The following is a 20,250-nucleotide window of genomic DNA, read 5'->3' as shown; positions in this document are numbered from 1 at the left end:
GCCGATCTTCGGCCGACGAGTCGGATCGCGGTCCGGCCGTATACTGAGCCGAATCGTGAACGGGAAGGCGGGGAGCGGGTCCACTGTGGGTACAAGTTCCGATGTCGATCGTGGTCGGTCGATGACGGCGGACGATCGCCCGCGGCGGGCAGCGCACCGGCCGTCCCGCCGACAGGAAATCATCGAAGCCGCGATCGCGGTTTTCGCTCGGGAAGGTATATCGGCATCCATCGCTGAGGTAGCGAAGGAGAGTTCGATGAGCCAGGCTTCCATCTATTACCACTTCAAGAACAAGCCTGAGCTTTTCACCGCGTGCGTATCCGAGGTAAGCCGCAGGATCATGAATGCGACGAGCTCGCATGAGCCGCCGGATACCTTCCTGCACACCAAGGAAGCGGTGGATATCGTCTGGACCTGGGCGGAACATCACCGGGAGGAAGCGAAGCTCCTTTACGTCTGGGCTGTCGCGGGACCGCCCGAAGCCAAGGCGGTCCGCCACCGGTTCGAGGAGTACTACGTGCGCAAGGTGCGGCGACGCATGCGCCGCTTCAGCGGGTCCACGCCGTTGGATCACGCCGTCGAGAGGCTCGCGTCCCGCACCTACATGACGCTGGCCATCACCGTCGCCGAGGCATGGGTCGACGGCCATCCGCTCGGTGGGACGCTGGACCAGCGCCGAATCGCCGCGGCGCTTGCCGAGATCTCCGTGAGGGTTACCGGAGTGCCGTGACTCCCTGCGGTACTCCAGTGAGCCGGGCTGCCCGGCTCACTGGAGTACCTCCGCATCTTTCCGCCGTCGTGCCCTGGTCGTTGCTGGGCAGAACCTTGTAGGCGCCCTGTCGGCAGCGGCTCATCTCCGACAGTAATTGCGATTTATGAGTGCGCGCACTCATAGTGATAGTGTACTCTCAAAGAGAGATAGCACTCCGGCTGTGTATCACCGGCCAATTCCTGCCGCGTCCCCAGGGAGAAGCGATGACCAGAAAAGTTCCGGCTTCACCGAACGCCCGAATCGGGCTGAGGGAGCAATCGAGGCTCGAGGTCATGCGGCGGATCCGCGCCGCGGCCGTCGATCTCCTGGCGACCAAGCCGTATGCCTCTATCACCACCAAAGAGGTGGCACAGCACGCGGGCATCGGCGACGCGACCTTTTTCCGATACGTTTCGTCCAAGGACGAACTGCTCACGCTGGCGTACGGCGACAGGATGGACTCCGTACTCGACGAACTCGAGCGCGAGGACGATCGCATCGAGGAAGCGGGCGAGGCGGAAGACGGCCACTGGTACTGCGACCGAATTCGCAATCTGTACCGGGCTCGAGCCGACTTCTACCTCCAGGATCCCGTCAACGCGTCGCTCTACCTGCGGCAGGGATTCGATATTGCGAGCCCCGGCTGCGAACGCGCGATACAGCAGGGCGACAGGCTCATCGCGAGGGCGCGGCGCATCATCGCCGATGGACAGGCCGCAGGCCGACTCATCGCCGGCGTGGATCCACTGGCTGTGGCGCAGAACTGCCAGGGCATTTTCATCCACGAAGTCGATCGCACGCCGGTGCGCGGATTCGAGCCGGAGACCATCTGGCAGCGAGTCGATGCCCGGCTGAGCGCCCAGCTCGACCCCTTGGTACTCGACGGTCGATCGGCCGGTACCGACCCGTCGGCCTCGTAGCCCGACAGAAGCACCCATTGTGAAGGAGTCCGGTGTCTTTTTACCCCGATCTTGACGAGGGGACGGTCGTTGTCGATGGCATCGACGTCCGCTACTACGACAGTCGCGGCGGCAGCGAGAGCCCGCCTGTGGTACTGCTCCCCGGTTTCGAGGGCTCGGCCGAGAAAGATTTTTGGGCGCTGTTCCCGATGCTGGCGTTCACCCACCGGACGATCACCTTCGATGTCGCGCTTCCCGAAGGGGACCGTGACTTCACCCTCGAGGAGTATGTCGCCCAGACAGTAGCGATCATCGAGAAGCTCTCGCCCGGCAAGCCCGTCGCGCTGGTCGGCTACTCGCTCGGTGCGGTGGCCGCTGCGGCTACGGCGGCACGGAAACCGGAGCTCGTCGCATCACTCGTGCTCATCGCCGGCTGGATGAAGACCGATAGGCACCAGCTGACGTGGAGCGGCATCTGGCAGGAACTGCACCGGACCGGATCTGCCGCCCTTGCGGACTTCGTCCTGTACTCGAGCTACAGCGCCCAGTACCTGTGCTCTCGCACCGAGCGTGACTTCAAGGAAGTCGTCGACAGAACGAGGTCTTCCTCGATCTCGCCCCGTGCCGTGGCGCTCGGTCTCGCCATCGACATCGGAGACGAAGCGCACACGGTGGAGATCCCAACGCTCGTGGTGGGCAACATCTTCGACCAGATCGTCGACGTCAGCCACAGCCGGGAACTGTTCGGCGCGATCCGTGATTCACGTTATGCCGAGATCGAGGCGGGGCACGCCGTGGTGCAGGAGCGTCCCGCTGAGCTGTTCGCGCTCATCGACAACTTCGTCGCGGCACCGCACGCGAAAGCACCCGGCGACATCTACGCCACTTCCACCCCCTGATGCACGTGTCAACGGAGAGATCGCACTATCATGACTTCCATCGTTCGGGCCGATAACGAACACGCCGGGCAGAACGTCCACCGGGTGAATGTCGCCATCATCGGCTCCGGTTTCTCGGGAACCGGGCTCGCAATCCAGCTCAAGCGTTCCGGCGAAGAGTCGTTCGTCGTACTCGAGCGCGAGAATACACTCGGCGGGACGTGGCGCGACAATCATTATCCCGGGGCGGCCTGCGACGTCCAGTCACACCTCTACTCGTACTCCTTCAAGCCCAAGCCGGATTGGTCGCGCGTCTACGCACGGCAGCCGGAAATTCTTCAATACCTGCGCGATTGCGCGACCAGCGAAGGCATCGTAGAACACATGCGGTTCGACAGTGAAGTACTGGAGGCGGCATGGATCGAGGAGTCCAACGAGTGGCTCATCAGCACCACGAACGGTGACTACGCGGCCCGCGTGCTGGTCTCGGCCTCCGGCCACCTCTCCGATCCGAAATACCCCGACATCGCGGGAATCGAGGATTTCGCAGGCGCCAAATTCCATTCCGCGCGATGGGATCACGACACCGCCCTCGACGGCAAGCGCGTCGGCGTCATCGGAACCGGTGCGTCGGCGATCCAGATCGTTCCCGAGGTCGCGAAGGTGGCCGGCAATCTCACCGTCTTCCAGCGCTCCGCTCCCTACGTTGTCCCACGCTTGGATCGCGAATACACGGCCGGCGAGCGGAACATGTTCGCCCGGTTGCCCCATACCGCGCAGAAGCTGCGCCGAGATCTCTTCTGGGCGAGTGAGGCGCGATTCCCGCAGCGCCGCGGCATCGAGAGCTTCATCAGCAGAGTCGAGCGGCTCGCGCTCGACCATCTCGCCAACCAGATCGCGGACCCGGTCCTGCGCGCCAAGTTGACGCCGGATTACGCGGTCGGGTGTAAACGGGTGCTCATCTCGAACCAGTACTTCCCCACCTTCCTGCGGGAGAACGTCGAACTCGAAACCCGCGGCATCGACCACATCACCGAGAACGCGGTGGTCATGGCGGATGGCACTCGGCACGAATTGGATGTGCTGATCGTCAGCACCGGCTTCGAAGCCAGTGACCTACCCATCGCTCGCCGTATCCGGGGCCGGGACGGACTGTTGCTGGCCGACCATTGGGCCGATGGTGAGCAAGCGTATGCCTGCAGTACGGTCAACGGCTTTCCGAACCTGTTCATCATGAACGGTCCGAACTCGGGTCTCGGCGCCGGATCCATCATCTTCGTCATCGAGTCCCAGATCGACTACATCCTCGGTGCCCTCGATTACCTCGGCCGGAACGGCTACACGCGGATCGAGGTCAGGCAGGAGGCGGAGACGGAGTTCGCGGCGATGCTCGACCGCAAGGCGCAAGGAACCGTCTGGCTCGACGGCGGCTGCAAGAGTTGGTACGTGGATCAGCGTAATGGAAGGCTTTCGGTGATCTGGCCGGACTTCATGAGCCGATTCCGTGATTCGAATGGTGTGTTCCGCCCCGAAGCCTATGAGGTGCGAGCCTTGGCCGGGAGTGCGGTGTGAACAGCGAAGAACTACGCGAGTACGGGAGACGGCTGTGACCGATCGCATCGATGTGGCGATTCCCGTCGAGGGCGGAATCCATTTGCACGCATGGCTTTACATCCCCACCAGCGGTGAGGGCCCGTACCCGGCCATCACGATGGCGCCCGGATTCGCCAGCCTGAAGTACCGCGCGCTGTCGGGGTACGCCGAGTACTTCGCGTCGCTCGGTTTCGTCGTCGTGGTCCATGATCACCGAAACTTCGGGCACAGCGGCGGCGAGATTCGGGGAGATATCGACCCGTGGCAGCAGATCGCCGATTGGCGGCGCGTGATCTCCTACGTCGAATCCCGGCCCGAAGTCGACGCCGATCGTATCGGGCTGTGGGGGACCAGCTACGCGGGTGGCCACGGGATCGTCCTCGGCGCGACCGACCGCCGGCTCCGAGCTGTCTCCGTTCAAGTACCGACGATCAGCGGATTCGAACAGAGCCTTCGGCGGGTGAAGCCGGAGGACCGCGCCGCGGTCGAAGCCGGCTACGACGCGGACGAGCGAGCTCAACTCGCCGGCGAACCGCCGGCCCGGCGTGCGGTCGTCAGCCTGGATCCGAATGTACCTGCGGCGTATCGGTCTGCGGACATGATCGCGTACCAGGCCCGCTATCCGCTCCCGGACGGCGTCGAGAACCCGGATACGATCACCGTGCGCTCCTCACGACGCGCCGCGATGTATGAGCCGGGGCACTTCGTGAGCCGCGTATCTCCGACGCCGCTGCTCATGATCGTCGCCACGGGTGACGAGACGACACCCCCTGACCTCGCGCTGGATGCCTACGATCGGGCTCTGGAGCCGAAGCGTCTCGTGGTCATCGCCGACGGGCATTTCCATTCCTACACCGATCACCTGGACGAAACCAGGCACGCGGCAGGGATGTGGTTTTTGGAGCACCTGTAAACAGACGCGGTCACCGGGCGAGCGGCTCGTCCCGGGGCCGCCCCACTCCGCGCGCAGCAGAGCCCTCGGCCGGGCAGCGATGATTCGTTGGCCGTGGCGGCTCCGCGCACCCTGGCGAGGCGAAGTCGGCGATCGCGCCGCTCGACTAGTCCGCAACGCAGAAAGGGGCGACGAGCCGACGCAGCCAATCATTCGCGCAGCCTGCGCCGGTGGACCGCGACACCATCGTGGCGCTACCACACCACTCGAGAAACTCGCCCTGCCCTCCGCAGGAATCGCTCTACACCGCGATGACGGAAACCCTGGCAGTCATCGGTAAGGACACTCGCAATGCCTGACATCATCATGCCCCAGCTGTCGGAAACCATGGAAGACGGCGTCGTCTCCACCTGGCTCAAGAAGGTGGGTGACCCGATCACTCGCGGTGAGGTTCTCGCGGAAATCGAGACCGACAAAGCACTGATGGAACTCGAAGCCGACGACGACGGCGTCCTCGAGAAGATCCTCGCCGAGGCCGGCGTTCGGGTTCCGATCGGCGAGCCGATCGCGGTCGTCGGAGATGGCACCGGGTCGGGCGAGCGTTCGGCTGTAGGAGGTGCCGCTGCCGAGGCAGCGCCTTCGCGCGATGCGTCATCCGAGGTGGGCTCGACTGCATCAGACGCTGCGCCAGAGCGTGTTTCACTCAGTGATACGGCCGCAAAGTCGAGCAGGACCGATTTGGTCAAATCCTCGCCGCTTGCTCGCAAGGTCGCGCGCGAGTTGGGGGTCGACATGGACTCTGTCGTGCCTACCGGGCTGGGCGGGCGGGTGATGAAACGCGATGTAGAGGCTGCGCACAACGCTACCGAGGCCGACGTGTCCACCGTCACCCCAACTGCCGTACCAAAGGCAAGTGCCGCTGCTGTGCAGGATGTTCCGGCGCCACAAGAGCTCGAAGAGGTCGCGCTCACCGCTGTTCAGCGCGTCTCCGCTACCAGGCTGACCGCGAGCAAACAACAGGCGCCGCACTTCTACCTGACCAGCGCGATCGATGTGACCGAGTTGTTCGCCTTCCGCGCACGGATCAACGCAACGTTGGACGCCTCGGGCGCCAGCAGGGTGAGCGTGAACGACCTACTTGTCAAAGCCGTCGCTGTCGCGCTGCGCAAGGACGGTGCCGTCAACGTCAGCTATGCGGGGGAAAAACTTTTGCGACACAAGGGAATCCACATCGGAATCGCAGTAGCGACTCCGGCCGGGCTACTCGTTCCAGTCATCCGCGACGCGGACCGTAAGAGCGTTTCCGATATCGCCACCGAGAGCCGTGACAAGGCGGCCCGCGCGCGCGACCGCAAGCTTCCCTCAGAAGACATGACAGGCGGCACCTTCACCATCTCCAACCTCGGGATGTTCGGCGTCGAGCAATTCACCGCCATCATCAACACGCCGGAGTCCGCCATCCTCGCGGTAGGAGCCGCAGCCGACGAACTACGCCTCGAGAACGACAAGGTAGTAGCTCGAAAGATCCTGCGCGTGACCCTCTCCGCGGACCACCGAGCCATTGACGGCGCGGTCGCAGCCCAGTTCTTGGCGACCCTGAAGGAATTGGTCGAAAACCCACTGCGGATCGTGACATAACGGATTCACGGGCACCCTTTCACCAGCGGAGTGCCACAGCCACCCGCGGCCTCTCCGCGATGTGCTTCCACGTCGCGATGCCGCCCTGACTCGAGAGATCGACCATGCCAACAAATCCGAGAACGGCGGCACCAGGGAGTGTGCGGGATGCCGGCACGGCCGAGGTCGACTCGACTCGGTCGTATCTACGGCAGATCGGCCGTGTTGCATTGCTGACCGCAGAGCAGGAGGTGGATTTGGCGATCCGTGTGGAAGCTGGATTGGTCGCCGCTGCGGAGCTGCAGGAAATTGCCGACGGCATGAAGGGCCCCAGTGCTTCTCGGCGGCGAGACCTGATGTTGGTCGCACGAGACGGCGTCATGGCCAAAGACCACCTACTCGAGGCGAACTTGCGGCTCGTTGTTTCGATCGCCAAAAAGTACAACGGTCGCGGCCTCGATTTCTTGGACTTGGTGCAGGAGGGAAACTTCGGTCTCGTTCGTGCTATCGAGAAATTCGACTACAAGAAGGGGTTCAAGCTCTCGACGTACGCGACGTGGTGGATACGTCAGGCCATCAGCCGCGCGATCGCCGATCAGGCGCGCGCCATCCGGATCCCGGTGCACGGAGTAGAGGTGATCAACCGGCTCGGCAGCGTTGAGCGCACTCTTGTGCTGGAGCTGGGCCGCACGCCGACGGCAGACGAACTCGCTGCGGCGATGGGCATCACATCCGCGAAGGTGCACGAGCTTCAACGGTTGGCACTCGAGCCGATCTCATTGGACCAGACCGTCGGTGACGACTCCGACACGAGTTTCGGCGAGCTGGTGGAGGACGCCGAAGGTGTCGTCGCCGTCGAAGCCGCATCGTTCGCGCTGATGCAGCGTCATGTGGCGTCGGTGCTCGATTCCTTGACCGAAAGAGAAGCCGCTGTCATAAGGTTGCGTTTCGGTCTGATCGACGGAAATGTGCGAACTCTTGACGAGATCGGCCGTAGATTCGGTGTGCCGGGTGAACGGATTCGGCAGATCGAGGCGAAGACGTTGTCGAAACTCTGCCACCCGGCACGCTCACATTTGTTCCTCGGCTATCTCGACTGACCCTTCGTGTGCGTGTGTGAGGCGAACACCGGGACTACTCGTGCATCGGCTGCGGTGATCCGGACTCCGCCAAGTTCAGAGATGTCCGTTTCGCGATCGTCCACCCACGGGTGCCTTCTCTGTCAGGGCGACAGTGATCTGCTCCGTACTACCGGGCGCCAAGCTTTTCTACCACCAGCCTGGCGGCGGACGCTTCCAGGTACTTATCGACCCCGACGGCCACCCCTTCTGCATCGCTACCCCCCACCGCAGCAGAAGTTCCCCCCAAATCTCTACAGCAGCCCCAACAAAGCACGATGATGCCGCGAGGCGCACGATCCTCAGGACTGCGGCCCCGGCCGACGAATGTATTGATCTGCCGATGTGCGGGTACCGCGGCACCAGGTCTCAGTCCGTGGTCCGGCCACGGCCGGGTCAACGCCTGCGTAGTCCTCGACTCCGCGCGCCTCCATCAACCTCGGCAACGTGGCGACATCCTTTCCCCGATCGAGCCGTACGCCGAGGGCATGCTCGAAGTCGGCGACGGAAACCGGGTGTACTGGTGTGTCAGCGGCAACCCTGTTGGGCGGCCGGCATTGGTCGTGCACGGAGGGCCGGGCAGCGGGAGCGGCCCGCGATCACGGAAGTCGTTCGATCCAAACGCCTTTCGGATCGTGCAGTTCGATAAGGGGGTTGTGGTCGGAGCCTTCCGAGCGCCACCGATCCGGGCACCGACATGGCGGTGAACACCACCGAGCACCTGATCGCCGATATGGAGCGGTTGCGCATCCACCTCAGCATCGACCGCTGGCTGCTGTATGGCGGGTCTTGGGGTTCGACGCTAATCCTCGCCTACGCCCAGCGGTACCCGCAGCGGGTCACCGGGACCTCACATGCCCAGCACACTCCGTCCAACTGCAACAACCAACCGTGGCAGGTCCACATCCTGTCCGGCGACGCCAAAGACACCTTCGCCAAAATCATCACCGCGGCCTTCGACGCCGGCGAGGACACCAAGGACTTCTCCTTCGCCGTGACGGATTACGACACCGAGTGCCGAGCGAGAGCACACGCTCAGGGCGCTGCCTACTATCAGGCACTCGGCATCGCCCGCGAAGCTTATGATCAACGCAAGGACGCCACCAGGCGAAATCTCACGTTCTTCGGTGCCCCGCATGTTGCTCTGCTGTTCGCCCCGAACGTAGGTGACAACGTACGCGTCGCCGCCGACATCGGCATGTACGCACAGACCTTCCTGCTGGCCCTGGTGGCGAACGGACTGGCCGGTGTTCCGCAGACGATGCTGGGATCGTATGCCGAGCAAGCCCGAGCGCTGCTGGGACTACCCGAGGACATGAAAATGCTGTTCGGCATATCCTTCGGGTATCCCGATACCAGCGACCCCGCAGCCCGGTACCAGATCGACCGCATTCCCACATCGAAGAGCGTGTTTCACCACTCGTCGCTCGACTCCGCCTAGTTCCCGGGTGCCACGGCTCGCCGGCTCAACGCCGTGATGTTCCGGTGCGCTCACCGGAACGTCACGGGCATAGCGTGGGTAGGATGCGTTCCGCATTTTTCCGGCGCCGGCCCGCACCAGAGCCTCGACCACCGGTTGCCATCGCTCAGCCGAGGACTACTCCGTCAGATAACCGAACTCGAACAGCGTTCGGAGTTTCGCGACGGACGCTGTGTCCGCGGTACCTGTTCCCGCGATCCAACTGACTGCACTCACCGCGATGAAGAGATCCAGACCATCCAGGTCTGGGCGCGCGCGGCCGTCACGCTGCGCCGACGTCAAATATCGATCGGTTGCCGAGATGAGCTCCTGGCATGATCCGGCCAGCGGATGATCGGTATCTCCGCTGCGGGCGGCGGCCACCAGTGGTTCCGAGATGCCTTGGAACAAACCGAAGTACTCCTCCAAACCGAGCAGCCACCCACGCAACGCCTCACCCGCGTCGGACAATTCGTCGAGCTCGCGCTGCCGTGCGAGCAACCTGTCCCGATGAATCCGCAGCAGGGCTGCCAGCAGCGCTTCCCGAGTGGGGAAGTGGCGGTAGAGGGTGGCAGGTCCGACTCCGGCAGCCCGCGCCACCGCCTCGAGTGAGGCGCCGACACCGGACGAGCCGAAATGGACCTCCGCGGCGTGCAGGATCTTCGCGCGGTTCCGGATGACGTCGGCTCGCTCCTTTCGAAGTGAAGCCTCTGTATTCATGTGGTCCACCTCCCTTCTGCGCCGAACGGCACACTCGAAACGGAAGAAGGCTCTCATATTTCGACAGGGAGGCCGCTCTCGGGACTGATCACGAGATCCACTCTCCGATGCCGTACTGCTCGGGTACGCCGAGGTTTTCGCGCAGGGTCGAGCCGGCGTATTTCTCCGGGTAGAGGCCCCGCTCGCGCAGGATCGGCACCACCTCGTCGACGAAATCGTCGATGCCGTCTTCGAAGATGTCGGGCATGATCCAGAACCCGTCCGCGGCTCCTGCCTCGAACCATTTCTGCAGATGATCCGCGTGCACCGCGCCCGGGCCGACGGTTGTCGGATGGTAGTCGATCACCCCGTGCGCCAGGATGTCGCGGGGTGACCAGCCCGCGCGCGCGACCTCGAGCGCGATGCCGGCACGGGGATCGGTCGAGGCGACATGCGCGGCGGCGAGCTTGTCCGCGGAGAGCGGCGCATCGAGGTCCTCCGGCCGCAGCCACACGCCGATCATGGAGCTCAGGTGCGGCAACCGGGCCTCGATCACCTCGCCGGAGTATTCGATTCGCCGGTCGAGTCCCTCCCGCACCGTGCGGGCGACGGTGGTCATCAGCCCTGGGAAGTACTTGATGTCGTCGGGATCGCGCCCCGCGTCCGCGGCGGCCTTCCGCACGGCCTCGCGCTGCGCGCGGCCCTCTTCGATCGTCCACACCTCGGCGATGAACCCGCTCGCGTATCGACCCGCGAATTCGAGCAGATGGGGACTCGGGCCGCCCGATGTGAAGATCACCGGCTGCCCCTGCTCCGAAGGCGGCAGGGCGAGTGGGCCTCTCGACGCGACGTACTGTCCGCCGAGGTTGACGGGTTGCAGCTTCGCCGGGTCGATGAAGCGGCCCGACTGCTGATCCTTGATCCAGGCATCGTTTTCCCAGCTGCCCCAGAGCGCCTGCACGATCTGGACCGACTCGTGCGCCCGCTGGTATCGCTCACCACGGTCGGCGACCGGCTTGCCGTAGTTCGCGGCGACCGTTGCGTCGCTGGTCGTGACCGCGTTCCACCCGGCCCGCCCGTGGCTCATGATGTCGAGCACCTTGAACTGGCGCGCGGTGTTGAACGGCTCCTGGAAGGTCGTGGAACCCGTCAGCACGAACCCGATGTTGTTCGTCGCCTGCGAGATCGCGGCCGCCGCCATGAGCGGATCCATGACATTGCCGAGCGTTGCGTGCTCGACGTCGCCGCGGACGGCCGGGAAGTCCGGGGTGAACAAGAAAGTGAACCCACCACGCTCCGCAGCCTGCGCGTAGCGGATGTTCGCGTCGATATTCGCGTAGTTGCCGGGGTCGACGTGGGGTGCACGCCATGCGCCCGGGAGTGTTCCGTATCCGTCTGCGAGGATCGTGGCGAGGATCATCTGGCGTTCAGTCATGTACCTGTCCTGAAAATATCGACGTTCGTGTGAATGTGCTGCCATACGTTGTGCATCGAGGGCGAGAGACGACCGCACTCAGGCTGTATTGGATTAGCCTGAGTGCTCTGCGCCTGCGTGGTAACGCAAGCTGCCTTCTCCGGCGCTTGACCGCACTCAGGCTGTGCCGGTGGGCGCGAGCAGTTCCAGCGTGCGGTGCTGCTGGTCCTCGTCGAAGGCCATGTTCACCACGATCAGCTCATCTGCCCGGACGTCGGCGGCGAAGGTGTCCAGGCCGATGACGACCTGGTCGCGGGTTCCGACCACACTGTGCTCGAGCATCGAGAGGACCTGCTGCCCCTGCGGGTGCCGCCGAACCATCTCCAACTCGTCCTCGCTGAAGGTGCGGTCCCGTCCCAGGGCGCCCTGCAGCCATCCGTTCTCGAACTTGCGCCGCTGGTCGGACGCGGTGTCGGCGTCGTCTGCCGCGAGGACATTGACGCCCGCCACGAACCAGGGTTTCGCCTCTGGCCCGGCGAGCGGGCCCGACGGGTCGAAGTCGTGGCGGTAGGCCTGCGCTGCCTGGTGCAGCATCGCGGGTGCGAAGTGTGAGGCGAAGGCGTAGGGCAGTCCGAGCTGGGCGGCCAGCCTCGCCCCGAAGAGGGAGGAGCCCAGAATGTAGAGCGGTACCTCGGTGCCCTCGCCCGGGTAGGCATGGATGCCGGGGATGGGGGATCGGTCGCTGAGGAATCCGTGCAACTCCACGACGTCAGCCGGGAATCTGTCGGCTTCCCGGCCGTCGCGGCGCAGTGCCCGCATGGTCGCCTGGTCGGTCCCGGGAGCGCGACCCAGCCCCAGGTCGATACGCCCCGGATACAGCGCCTCGAGTGTGCCGAACTGCTCGGCGATCACCAGGGGGGAGTGGTTCGGCAGCATGATCCCACCGGCCCCCACGCGGATGCGGGAGGTGTGCGCGGCGACGTGCTGGATCATTAGCGCGGTGGCCGACGACGCGATCCCGCGCGCGTTGTGGTGCTCGGCGAACCACACACGCGCGTAGCCGCCTTTGTCCGCGGTCTGGGCCAAGCGCACACTGCGAGCAATGCCCTCGGACGCGGACTCGCCGGGAGCGACACGGGCCAGGTCCAGGACAGACAGGGGAACATTCACGGGCATCGGAAGACCTTTCAGTTGGCGGTCGGTGAGGTGGTCGCCAGGCGCGGATCGACGCCGAGCTGCTCGGCCAGGCCGAGGTGTTCGCGCAGGGTGGCACCCTGGTAGCCGGGCGGTCGCAGCCCGCGTCGGCGCAGGATCGGGACGACCTGATCGACGAAAGCGTCGAGGCCGTCGTGCAGGTTGTCCACCACCAGGGTGAAGCCATCGCAGACGTCGGCCTCGATCCATTCCTGCATCAAGTCGGCGGCCTGCTCGGGAGTTCCGACGACGCCGGGATTGGTGTCGAGGACACCGTGGGCGAGGATGTCGAGCGGTGACCAGCCCGCACTTGCCAGCTCTACCGCACGAACAGCCCGCGGCATACCGGGGTGCGGGCGCAGAGCAGCGATCTGGGAGTCGGCCAGGGGCGTATCGGCTCGCTCCGGATCCAGGCGCACACCGAGGATCGCGGACAGGTGCGCCAGACGTGACCCGAGACCGGCCTTCTCCTCCAGGACCCGGCGACGATCCAGGGCTTCACGCTGGGTGGCCCCGAGCCCGAAGCCGATGAACGGCAGGAACTTCACCTCGTCGGGGCTGCGACCGGAAGCCGCGGCCAGGGACCGGATCATGTCGCGCTGGGCGCGGCTCTCCTCCTGGGTGTCCGGCATCGCGATGATGCCGTTGCTGTACATGCCCGCCGCCTGCAGACCCATTCCGCTGGCCGACGGCATGAAGATCACCGGCTGTCCCTGCTCCGAGGGCGGGATCTGGATCGGTCCACGCGAGCCGACGTGGCGCCCCGCCAGGTTGATCGGACGGATATGGGCAGCGTCGGCGAACACGCCGGTGGCCTGGTCCGGCGCGCCGGCCTCCCGTTCCCAGCTACCCCACAGCGCCTGGACGATCTGGATGACCTCGTGGAGTCGCTCGTACTTCTCCGCCCGCTCCAGCGGCCGGCGTCCGTAGTTCGCAAAGGCCTCCGGTTCGAAGCTGGGGATCGCATTCCACCCGGCTCGCCCCCTGCTGATCACGTCCAAGGCGCGGAGCTGACGAGCCAGGGTGTAGGGCTCGTTGAAGGAGGTCGAGGCCGAGGCGACCAGGCCGATGCGCCGGGTGGCATGGGCGACTGCGGCGAGCACCATCAGCGGCTCCATCGGGAACATCGGCGGCCCGTCCCGGAAGCCGCCGTGCAGGAAGACCCGGTCGGGATAGAAGGCGAAGTCGAGCCCGCCACGCTCGGCTGTCCGTGCCGTCCGCACAGACGCCTCGATATCGGTGTAGGCACCGGGGTCCACCTCCGGCATACGCCAAGCACCGGGGTGTACGCCATAGTTCTCCCCCAGCGCCACTCCCAACACCATCGCGCGATCGGCCATTCGTCCTCCTACAGTCGCGGCATCAACGGCCACACACGCAGCGGCCCATCCGGTTACAAGATGCGGAGGACCCCTCCATATTCCAAAAAACGGAGCCATCCTCCGTATGGCACCGCGGTGGAGGACTTATGAAATCGATCAGTACGCGGCCACCGACGCGAATAAGACCAGGTCGGATGCAGTCAGGGACCGAGCCAGGATCCCCGAGGCAGCCGAGATGTCGTCCTCGACACAGGTCGGCAACGCCCACGCTGGAGCGGCGCTCGAGAGTCTGCCAGGGGACCACCCTCGCCACCGCCACTTCCCGAACCGCGAGGCACTCCTCGCGTGCCTGCGCAACAAACGACGAGACAAGCTTGAACCCGACCGTGCTGAGCCGAGCACGCTGCTGCTCGGCGGCTGTGGCGGGAAACGCGCGGGTCAAGTGGTGACTATTCGCGGTAAGGGCGGTGTCGCGAGTCTGCTGGCTCGAAACCGGCTAGGACCGCCGTGGAAGTGCAGGCCAACGCCTTTTGGGCGATGGTCTGCACTTTTCGTGCAATATACGTGCAATGGTGCTACGTTGTGAGCGCGTGAATGCCACCGAACCTGCCCTTGAAGACGTGCGTCAGCGCTGCTGACTTGTGATTTGCATCACCGCGTACTGCTTGCCGCCCTGTCCGTACGGCGGGGCCGCGGCTGGCAACATCAGTTGATCGGCCACATCGCTGCGTTTCTTCTAGTGCGATCCGGATCTGACCGCGAAACCTGTAGGCGGCAAGCGTCCCGTCCGCGATTATCCGTCTGATGGTGTCTCTGCTGACGCCAGCTCGCTCGGCGGCGAACTTGATGGATACGTAGTGGCTTTGGGGTCGCAGTCCTCTGCGGGCTACGCCGTGGCATTGTGCACCAACCCAATGTGGCTGTGAGTCTCGTCAGGCATAAGACTGCTGCCGCCATCAACGAAAGGTTGGTCATCCAAGGCGTGGGCGTCCCCCGAGTCGATAGCGTCCCATCCGGGCATGCCGCAGCCCGGGACCTCGGATCGCCCACGCCATCAAGGTTATGACCGGGACGTTCAAGCTCGCGGCGAGTTCAGCAGTGCTGAGCCATGTTTCACCGCTCGTAGTCACGTGAGGATAAGTGCCACTCGAACCGGCGCGTTGAGGCGACGGTGAGGAATTGGAAGAGGACATGACGCACCAACTTTGTATGTGGTCAGCGACTCTTCCCATCTCAACATAGATCGGCAAAGGCGCGCCAAGGATGTCGCGTGTCGACGTGACGGGAATGTCTTCGTCCTCGACGGCGAGGTCGAACTGGAGCACGGCGGGGTGTTGGCGGTACTCGGCGTCGGGGACGGCGCGTATTTCGACGCCAGCGTGCCGCATCGTATCCGGCGGCACAGTACTGGCGTATCGAAGGTGCTCGTCGTCGCTTACACCAGCCCGGAGCCGAAGAGAGCTGAGCCCTGTGGGTCGGTCGATTCGGCCAGCACGGCGCGGGCTAAGAGGCCCTGGTCAGTTGTTTGGATCACCGTGGTTCAAAACCATCGACGAGCGATTGAACATCAATGGCTTCGTGCTCTCCGTCGCGGTACCTGAGGACAGTATCTGGTGTTTACTCGGATACAGACCGCCACGGGCTGGTGGTTGGCAACTTGGAGCTCTTTGCCGGAGTTCCCGTTGACTCTGAGCGAGGCACAGTGATGCCGGTGCAACGAGCATGCAGTCTTTCTCATTTTCGATACGGCTCGTTGGTCAGGTGGGCAGTGAGATGACGCGACGGTCGCTCCGAAATTCCGCGGCTACGACGTTGCCGCAGGTGATTGTCCCGTCATAGAAGCCGTTGCGGCCGTAGCGCAATCTTCGGAAGCGGAGGCGACGAGCAGATCCCCGGCGTGAGTTGGACGGAGGTGTCGGATGTCGGCGCGACCAGCGACTGCGGGATCGGGATGGCTGTTGCAGGCAGGGCGAAGGTGGCATCGGCGAGGAGCATAGCCGCCGTGAGTGATGCTGTGGCCGTTGACCATACCGTCCGCGACGGTGATCGAGGTGTGTGCGTATCCGTCACCGAGTTTCAGGAGTTCGATGCCGAGCGCACGTGACGCGATGTCGGCGTCGAACATGGCCCGTGCGGCGCAGACATCGCGGGGACCCAGGCGCTCGCCTGCTGTCGAGGTCACGGTCCGACCGTCTGCTCGTCGGTGATGTACATCGTCACCCTGCCGGTGGCGAAGTTGCGCACGTCCTTTCCGGCGGCGGCCATCTCGGGAGATTCGAGCCCGGCCTGCAGGGCAGCCGCGTCGGCGAAGTACAGGGCTGCCACGGCGTAGAAGGGAGGTCGGAGCCATCGATTGAGCGAGCCTTGCCCCAGGTGTAGGAGAGCAGTCCAGGGACCTTGCTCGCGAGCGGGATGTGCACGTTGGTGTAGTGCTGGTCGAACGCGGCCATGTCGGTGGGCTTTCCAGAGCAAATCGAGATGCGGGTGCTCATGACTGTTCTCCCTTGGCGACGAGGGTCAGGACGTCGTAGGTGGCGACGGGGTCGTTCTGTTGGTTGGTGACGACCGCGTCCCAGGCACTTGTTGCCGAGCACTGCAACGACCTGCTGCGGCTGGCCGGGTCGTTGAAGTTCGGGCACGCCACCGCCTCGCTGTTGGTCGGCAAGCTCTCGGCCTCGGGGCGGCAGAACACCCTGGCTGCGGCATCGAAGGAGTACAGGGCGTTGCGGCGCACGATCTACGCCGCGAAGTACCTCTCCGATCCGGACTACCGGCGCAGGATCTCGCGCCAGCCCGAACAGGCGTGGCGTCTGACCCTGGCCACCAACGCCGCGATCACCTGGACCACCGAGTACTACGGGCTCGCCGTCGAGCAGGTGCGCCGGTCCAGGCGCCGCGTCGACGAGGACGCCTAGCCCGTATCAGCCCGGCCCACAGCGCCAACGTCAACTTCTTCGGCGCGATCGAAGTCGATGTCGAGGGTGAACTCGCCCAGCTCGGACCGACCGGCTACCGGCCGCTGCGGGTCGGCGACACTCTGTTCTGATCACCGCTACACACGTAGCGGTGATCAGGTAGGCGACCAGCTGGTCGTGAGATATGTGTTTGTGCAGGAACATGACCTCGATGAATGGTGCGGAGACCGTTTACGGCTGTGCAGCCGCGGCGATCAAGTCCTTATGCGCGCGGCCGGTGATCATCGGTAGGTCCAGCGAAGTCTGCACTCCTGGGGCTGCCTCGACGACTACTGGGATCGCGTTAACGCAGTGAGCTGCGGTTGCGATGATTCCAAGGTTTCTGTCGAGACCCTCGTGGTTGGTCTCGGGGTGCCAACTACTCACCGCGAACACAGTGTCCGGCGTGCCGCGCACCTCGATGTCGAACCGCTCGCCCTGCTCGCCGAAGTCCCAGGCCGGTTCGAGGTTCTCCTCGCCCATCAACCAGGTCACGCCGACCCGCGCGACCTTGGCGTGACCGACGTAGGCGTCCCAATAGAAGCGCTGCCCGGCAACATGGCCGGGCTCGATGGTGCCGATCGGCGATTCGATGGGTGCGGTGGCAACGGCAGTCTCGAGAAGGCGTTCGATGCGGATTCCTTCGCGCTTGATTCCGAGGGCGTCGGTGATCATATTGAGTGACTGTCGGTAGCCGGAGTCGAGGAGGTCGAGCATCGGACCGCCGACCGCCTCTTCGGGCGTGCCGCCGAACATCATGATGTCGCGGACCACGTCCGGGGAGCCATAGCCCCTGATATCGGAGATTTCCTCGCCTCGCACGAAAGTCACGTTCTTCGACATCGCCGACATGATCAGGGGAAACACCTCGGTGATGGCGCCCGGGTCCATTCCCGTGCCGTGCAGCGTGACTCCTGCAGCTTCGCACGCCTCGTTCATCCGTCGGGTCTGCTCGTCGTCGGGGTAGAACCATCCGACCGGAGTGACCACGTTCTTGCCCGACCGCAGGAGGGCGCTGACCTCTTTGGGATTTGGGACCAGCGGGCTGTACATCACCGCATCGGCGTCGATGGCGCAGATCTCGTCGAGGCTGTTGGTCGTGATGACACCCGTCGCCGGGATTCCCAGGACCTCGCCGACGTCTTTGCCGGTCTTCTCCGCCGAGTGGACCCAGCACCCGACCAGCTCCAGATCGGGGTGGTCGAGTATGCAGTCGACCGACTCGCGTCCGACCGAGCCGGTTGCCCATTGGATCACTTTTATCGTCATTGCTTCGTTTGCTCCCGTTGGAAGTTCGTGGCCGATTCGACCCTAGCAAGTTGTGACACTCAGTATCAATAGGAGATCGGGTATCATTAGATGCATCGTCCACGGCAGCGAGCGGGAGGAAAACACAGATGACGAAGCCGCAGGTATCGCTGCGAGCACGCCAGCGCCAGCAACTACGCAACGACCTCTATCGCGTGGCGATCGGCCTGTTTGCCGACCAGGGCTTCGACGCGGTGACCGTCGACGATGTGGCAGCAGCCGCGGGAGTGTCACGCAGCACGGTGCTGCGCGTCGCGACGACGAAAGAAGCCCTACTCATAGACCCGTTGCTCGAAGAAATCTCGGGGATGGTGCCTGCGTTCGCCGCGCGGCCCGCAACCGAAAGCGTTGCCGAGGCCTTCATACAGGCGACCGTCGAGGCCATGACCGCTCCCTCGCCGGGCATGTTCCGAACCTGGCTGCGAGCAGTGCGGACAGCTCCTCACCTCCTCGACCGTGTCCGGCTGGTCAGCCATGCCTCGCAAGCCGAACTCCGCCGTATCGCCGCGGCACGGTTGGGCGTTGACCTCGATACGAGCCCACTTCCTCGAATCGTGGTCACTATCGGACTCGCAGTAAGCGAGGACGTCTTCCGCAGATGGATTTCGGACTCCGCCGGGGACATGGACTCACTGCCCAACACAGTCGACAGCGAGCTACGTCTGGCGATGATCGAGAACGACTGGCTGTAGTCCACCCTGAGGCCGAGCACGCCGTATCGGTACGAACCTCGCTCGGGTCTCTCATCGAATGGATCTCATCGATCAACGTCCGAAATCCCGCACACCGTGCTGAAATAGCCCCGCCGTCGAGATCCCGATCATCCCGGATAACGGGCCATTATCCGTATCGTTGGACTGGACCTGCGGGGGACCCACTCCGGCGCGTACACGAGGCGGCCCCGTTATCCGGTGGCAAGCCGGAAGGCGGGTCTCGATGGTCGCGAAGGTGATCCTGACTCCGCACAACCCCGCCGGCGCGCACCCTGCGCGGCCACGACGAGCACGTCCTCGAGAACGTGTACTGGGACGCGGCCCCAGGCGGCTGCTGCCCCGGCTGAATCGTGACCGCACCCGCGGGCCGGTCTTCCTCACCCGCCGCCGGCCAGGGCCTGGCAAGTACCTTGCTGAGCGTGATCTGTGCCCCGACGCCGGCCGCGCCCGGCTCTCCTACGATCAAGCGGGGCGAAAAGTGACCAGATGGTCACTCGAGCTAGTATGTTTGCGCAGGTCAGAGGCGTGCGCAGCTCAACTCCTTCGCGTGCGAGTGCACTCGAACACACAGAAGTCGAAATCTGACCAGCAAGTCACCGATTTGTGCGCGAGAGGGGACTTGAACACAGATTGTTGATCAGAATTCAACAAATGTGTGATCGAGTGCGATCGAATACAAATCGCAGGATCACCGACGGCGGACTAGCATAGCGAAATTTCCGCTGCCGCAGCCGATTGTAGCCCTGGACCGGTTCAGCGCAGTCCAAGATGCCGGACAATGTGGCAGGGCATCTCAGATCGGCCATCCGGTCCGGGTGGTTCACCACCACAAGGTGGCAAGTCCGACGCATGCATTTGAACCTGGTGTGTACTGCGCCGGGGCGGAAGAGGCCTCGTGAGCGCATAGCGCCTCGGAGATCTGGGCCAGAAGACAGTCGGACCCTTGTGGGACCATGCGAGGTGCAGTGAATGACATTGCACGCATGCTCAGGCACCCATGCGAGCTCACCGTCGGTGTCTGTCTGCGAACCGGTCGCTCGCGCGAGTCCTGATGAAGGGTGGTCGTTGTCGACACCGCTGTTATCGCGGCGGCTCGTTTCGATCGACGTGAAACCGCGGCTCGATAAGCCACGTGTCCGCCGAGTGGCAGGACAGAGAACACTGATGAAAACGGGGCGGGTTTCTCGAAAACATGCAGGTGAAGAAGTGTCGGCCCCGCACCCGTGGGGATGTTCCGACCAGCAAGGGCGAGGACAAGGGCACGCTGTTGTCGGCCCCGCACCCGTGGGGATGTTCCCTCGCCCAGACAGCCGCTTCTGCTGCTCGCGGGGTGTCGGCCCCGCACGCAAGCCACCGCCGCGGCACTCGTCGCCGTTATGAGAATCACGGCGACCGGCATGCTGTGGCATGGAAACTGGGCTTGCCGAATCCGCCAATTT

General features: G+C 64.2%; 14 protein-coding genes and 6 pseudogenes. 12 read left to right on the top strand and 8 right to left on the bottom strand.

The annotated features are described in order from the left end of the window. Positions 1-121 precede the first annotated feature (121 nt). From AB0I35_RS30600 to AB0I35_RS30560, 9 genes and pseudogenes are all read left to right on the top strand, one after another. Positions 122-730, top strand: a complete 609-nt coding sequence (locus AB0I35_RS30600) for a TetR/AcrR family transcriptional regulator (protein ID WP_357399789.1) — start codon at positions 122-124, stop codon at positions 728-730. A gap of 149 nt (positions 731-879) precedes the next feature. Continuing rightward, positions 880-1,671 carry a TetR/AcrR family transcriptional regulator gene (locus tag AB0I35_RS30595; RefSeq protein ID WP_357399788.1) on the top strand — a complete coding sequence of 264 codons (792 nt, stop codon included), beginning with the start codon at positions 880-882 and terminating at the stop codon, positions 1,669-1,671. A 32-nt stretch (positions 1,672-1,703) separates the two neighbouring features. Beyond that, a complete protein-coding gene (locus AB0I35_RS30590) occupies positions 1,704-2,549 on the top strand; it encodes an alpha/beta hydrolase (RefSeq protein ID WP_357399787.1) in 846 nt (281 codons plus the stop codon). Positions 2,550-2,633: 84 nt separating this feature from the next. Next, on the top strand, positions 2,634-4,100 hold the full coding sequence (locus AB0I35_RS30585) for an NAD(P)/FAD-dependent oxidoreductase (protein WP_357399786.1): 1,467 nt from the start codon (positions 2,634-2,636) through the stop codon (positions 4,098-4,100). A gap of 34 nt (positions 4,101-4,134) precedes the next feature. Then, entirely contained in the window at positions 4,135-5,034 is a 900-nt protein-coding gene (locus AB0I35_RS30580; RefSeq protein WP_357399785.1) for an alpha/beta hydrolase, read from the top strand. A 330-nt stretch (positions 5,035-5,364) separates the two neighbouring features. Further along, positions 5,365-6,651 carry a dihydrolipoamide acetyltransferase family protein gene (locus tag AB0I35_RS30575; protein WP_357399784.1) on the top strand — a complete coding sequence of 429 codons (1,287 nt, stop codon included), beginning with the start codon at positions 5,365-5,367 and terminating at the stop codon, positions 6,649-6,651. Positions 6,652-6,788: 137 nt separating this feature from the next. Continuing rightward, positions 6,789-7,730: pseudogene (locus tag AB0I35_RS30570) on the top strand (RNA polymerase sigma factor); the annotation flags it as partial. Positions 7,731-8,236: 506 nt separating this feature from the next. Beyond that, positions 8,237-8,592 (top strand): annotated as a pseudogene (locus AB0I35_RS30565) (alpha/beta fold hydrolase); the annotation flags it as partial. Between the two features lie 21 nt (positions 8,593-8,613). Further along, positions 8,614-9,189, top strand: a pseudogene (locus tag AB0I35_RS30560) (nitroreductase family protein); the annotation flags it as partial. 156 nt (positions 9,190-9,345) lie between these two features. On the opposite strand, the gene AB0I35_RS30555 reads toward AB0I35_RS30560, so the two are convergent. The 5 genes from AB0I35_RS30555 to AB0I35_RS30535 form a co-directional block, all read right to left on the bottom strand. Continuing rightward, positions 9,346-9,927, bottom strand: a complete 582-nt coding sequence (locus tag AB0I35_RS30555) for a TetR/AcrR family transcriptional regulator (protein WP_357399783.1) — start codon at positions 9,925-9,927, stop codon at positions 9,346-9,348. A gap of 88 nt (positions 9,928-10,015) precedes the next feature. Continuing rightward, on the bottom strand, positions 10,016-11,341 hold the full coding sequence (locus tag AB0I35_RS30550; protein ID WP_357399782.1) for an NtaA/DmoA family FMN-dependent monooxygenase: 1,326 nt from the start codon (positions 11,339-11,341) through the stop codon (positions 10,016-10,018). A gap of 156 nt (positions 11,342-11,497) precedes the next feature. After that, the gene (locus tag AB0I35_RS30545) at positions 11,498-12,490 is read right to left on the bottom strand and encodes an LLM class flavin-dependent oxidoreductase (RefSeq protein WP_357399807.1); all 993 of its coding nucleotides are present in this window, start codon (positions 12,488-12,490) and stop codon (positions 11,498-11,500) included. Positions 12,491-12,507: 17 nt separating this feature from the next. Then, positions 12,508-13,854: an NtaA/DmoA family FMN-dependent monooxygenase gene (locus AB0I35_RS30540; protein ID WP_357399781.1), complete on the bottom strand. Its 1,347-nt coding sequence runs from the start codon at positions 13,852-13,854 to the stop codon at positions 12,508-12,510. A gap of 557 nt (positions 13,855-14,411) precedes the next feature. Continuing rightward, a complete protein-coding gene (locus AB0I35_RS30535; protein WP_357399806.1) occupies positions 14,412-14,684 on the bottom strand; it encodes an excisionase family DNA-binding protein in 273 nt (90 codons plus the stop codon). A gap of 363 nt (positions 14,685-15,047) precedes the next feature. Between AB0I35_RS30535 and AB0I35_RS30530 the strand changes: the two genes are divergently transcribed. Further along, positions 15,048-15,437: a cupin domain-containing protein gene (locus tag AB0I35_RS30530; RefSeq protein WP_357399780.1), complete on the top strand. Its 390-nt coding sequence runs from the start codon at positions 15,048-15,050 to the stop codon at positions 15,435-15,437. A 156-nt stretch (positions 15,438-15,593) separates the two neighbouring features. On the opposite strand, the pseudogene AB0I35_RS30525 reads toward AB0I35_RS30530, so the two are convergent. Both AB0I35_RS30525 and AB0I35_RS30520 read right to left on the bottom strand, forming a co-directional pair. Further along, positions 15,594-15,961: pseudogene (locus tag AB0I35_RS30525) on the bottom strand (phenylacetic acid degradation protein PaaD). A gap of 53 nt (positions 15,962-16,014) precedes the next feature. Beyond that, positions 16,015-16,328, bottom strand: a pseudogene (locus tag AB0I35_RS30520) (EthD family reductase). Positions 16,329-16,415: 87 nt separating this feature from the next. On the opposite strand from AB0I35_RS30520, the pseudogene AB0I35_RS30515 reads away from it, so the two are divergent. After that, positions 16,416-16,882, top strand: a pseudogene (locus AB0I35_RS30515) (Tn3 family transposase); the annotation flags it as partial. 100 nt (positions 16,883-16,982) lie between these two features. Here AB0I35_RS30515 and AB0I35_RS30510 read toward each other — a convergent pair. Next, positions 16,983-18,059, bottom strand: coding sequence for a dihydrodipicolinate reductase (locus AB0I35_RS30510; RefSeq protein ID WP_357399779.1), 1,077 nt, complete (start codon positions 18,057-18,059; stop codon positions 16,983-16,985). Positions 18,060-18,187: 128 nt separating this feature from the next. On the opposite strand from AB0I35_RS30510, the gene AB0I35_RS30505 reads away from it, so the two are divergent. Then, positions 18,188-18,790 carry a helix-turn-helix domain-containing protein gene (locus AB0I35_RS30505; protein WP_357399778.1) on the top strand — a complete coding sequence of 201 codons (603 nt, stop codon included), beginning with the start codon at positions 18,188-18,190 and terminating at the stop codon, positions 18,788-18,790. Positions 18,791-20,250: the final 1,460 nt, after the last annotated feature.

Origin of the sequence: Nocardia sp. NPDC050378 (assembly GCF_040655675.1) — a bacterium.
GTDB classification, from domain to species: Bacteria; Actinomycetota; Actinomycetes; order Mycobacteriales; family Mycobacteriaceae; genus Nocardia; species Nocardia coubleae.
Note: the sequence above shows the minus strand (reverse complement) of the source record. Positions and strands in the feature narration are given on the sequence as shown.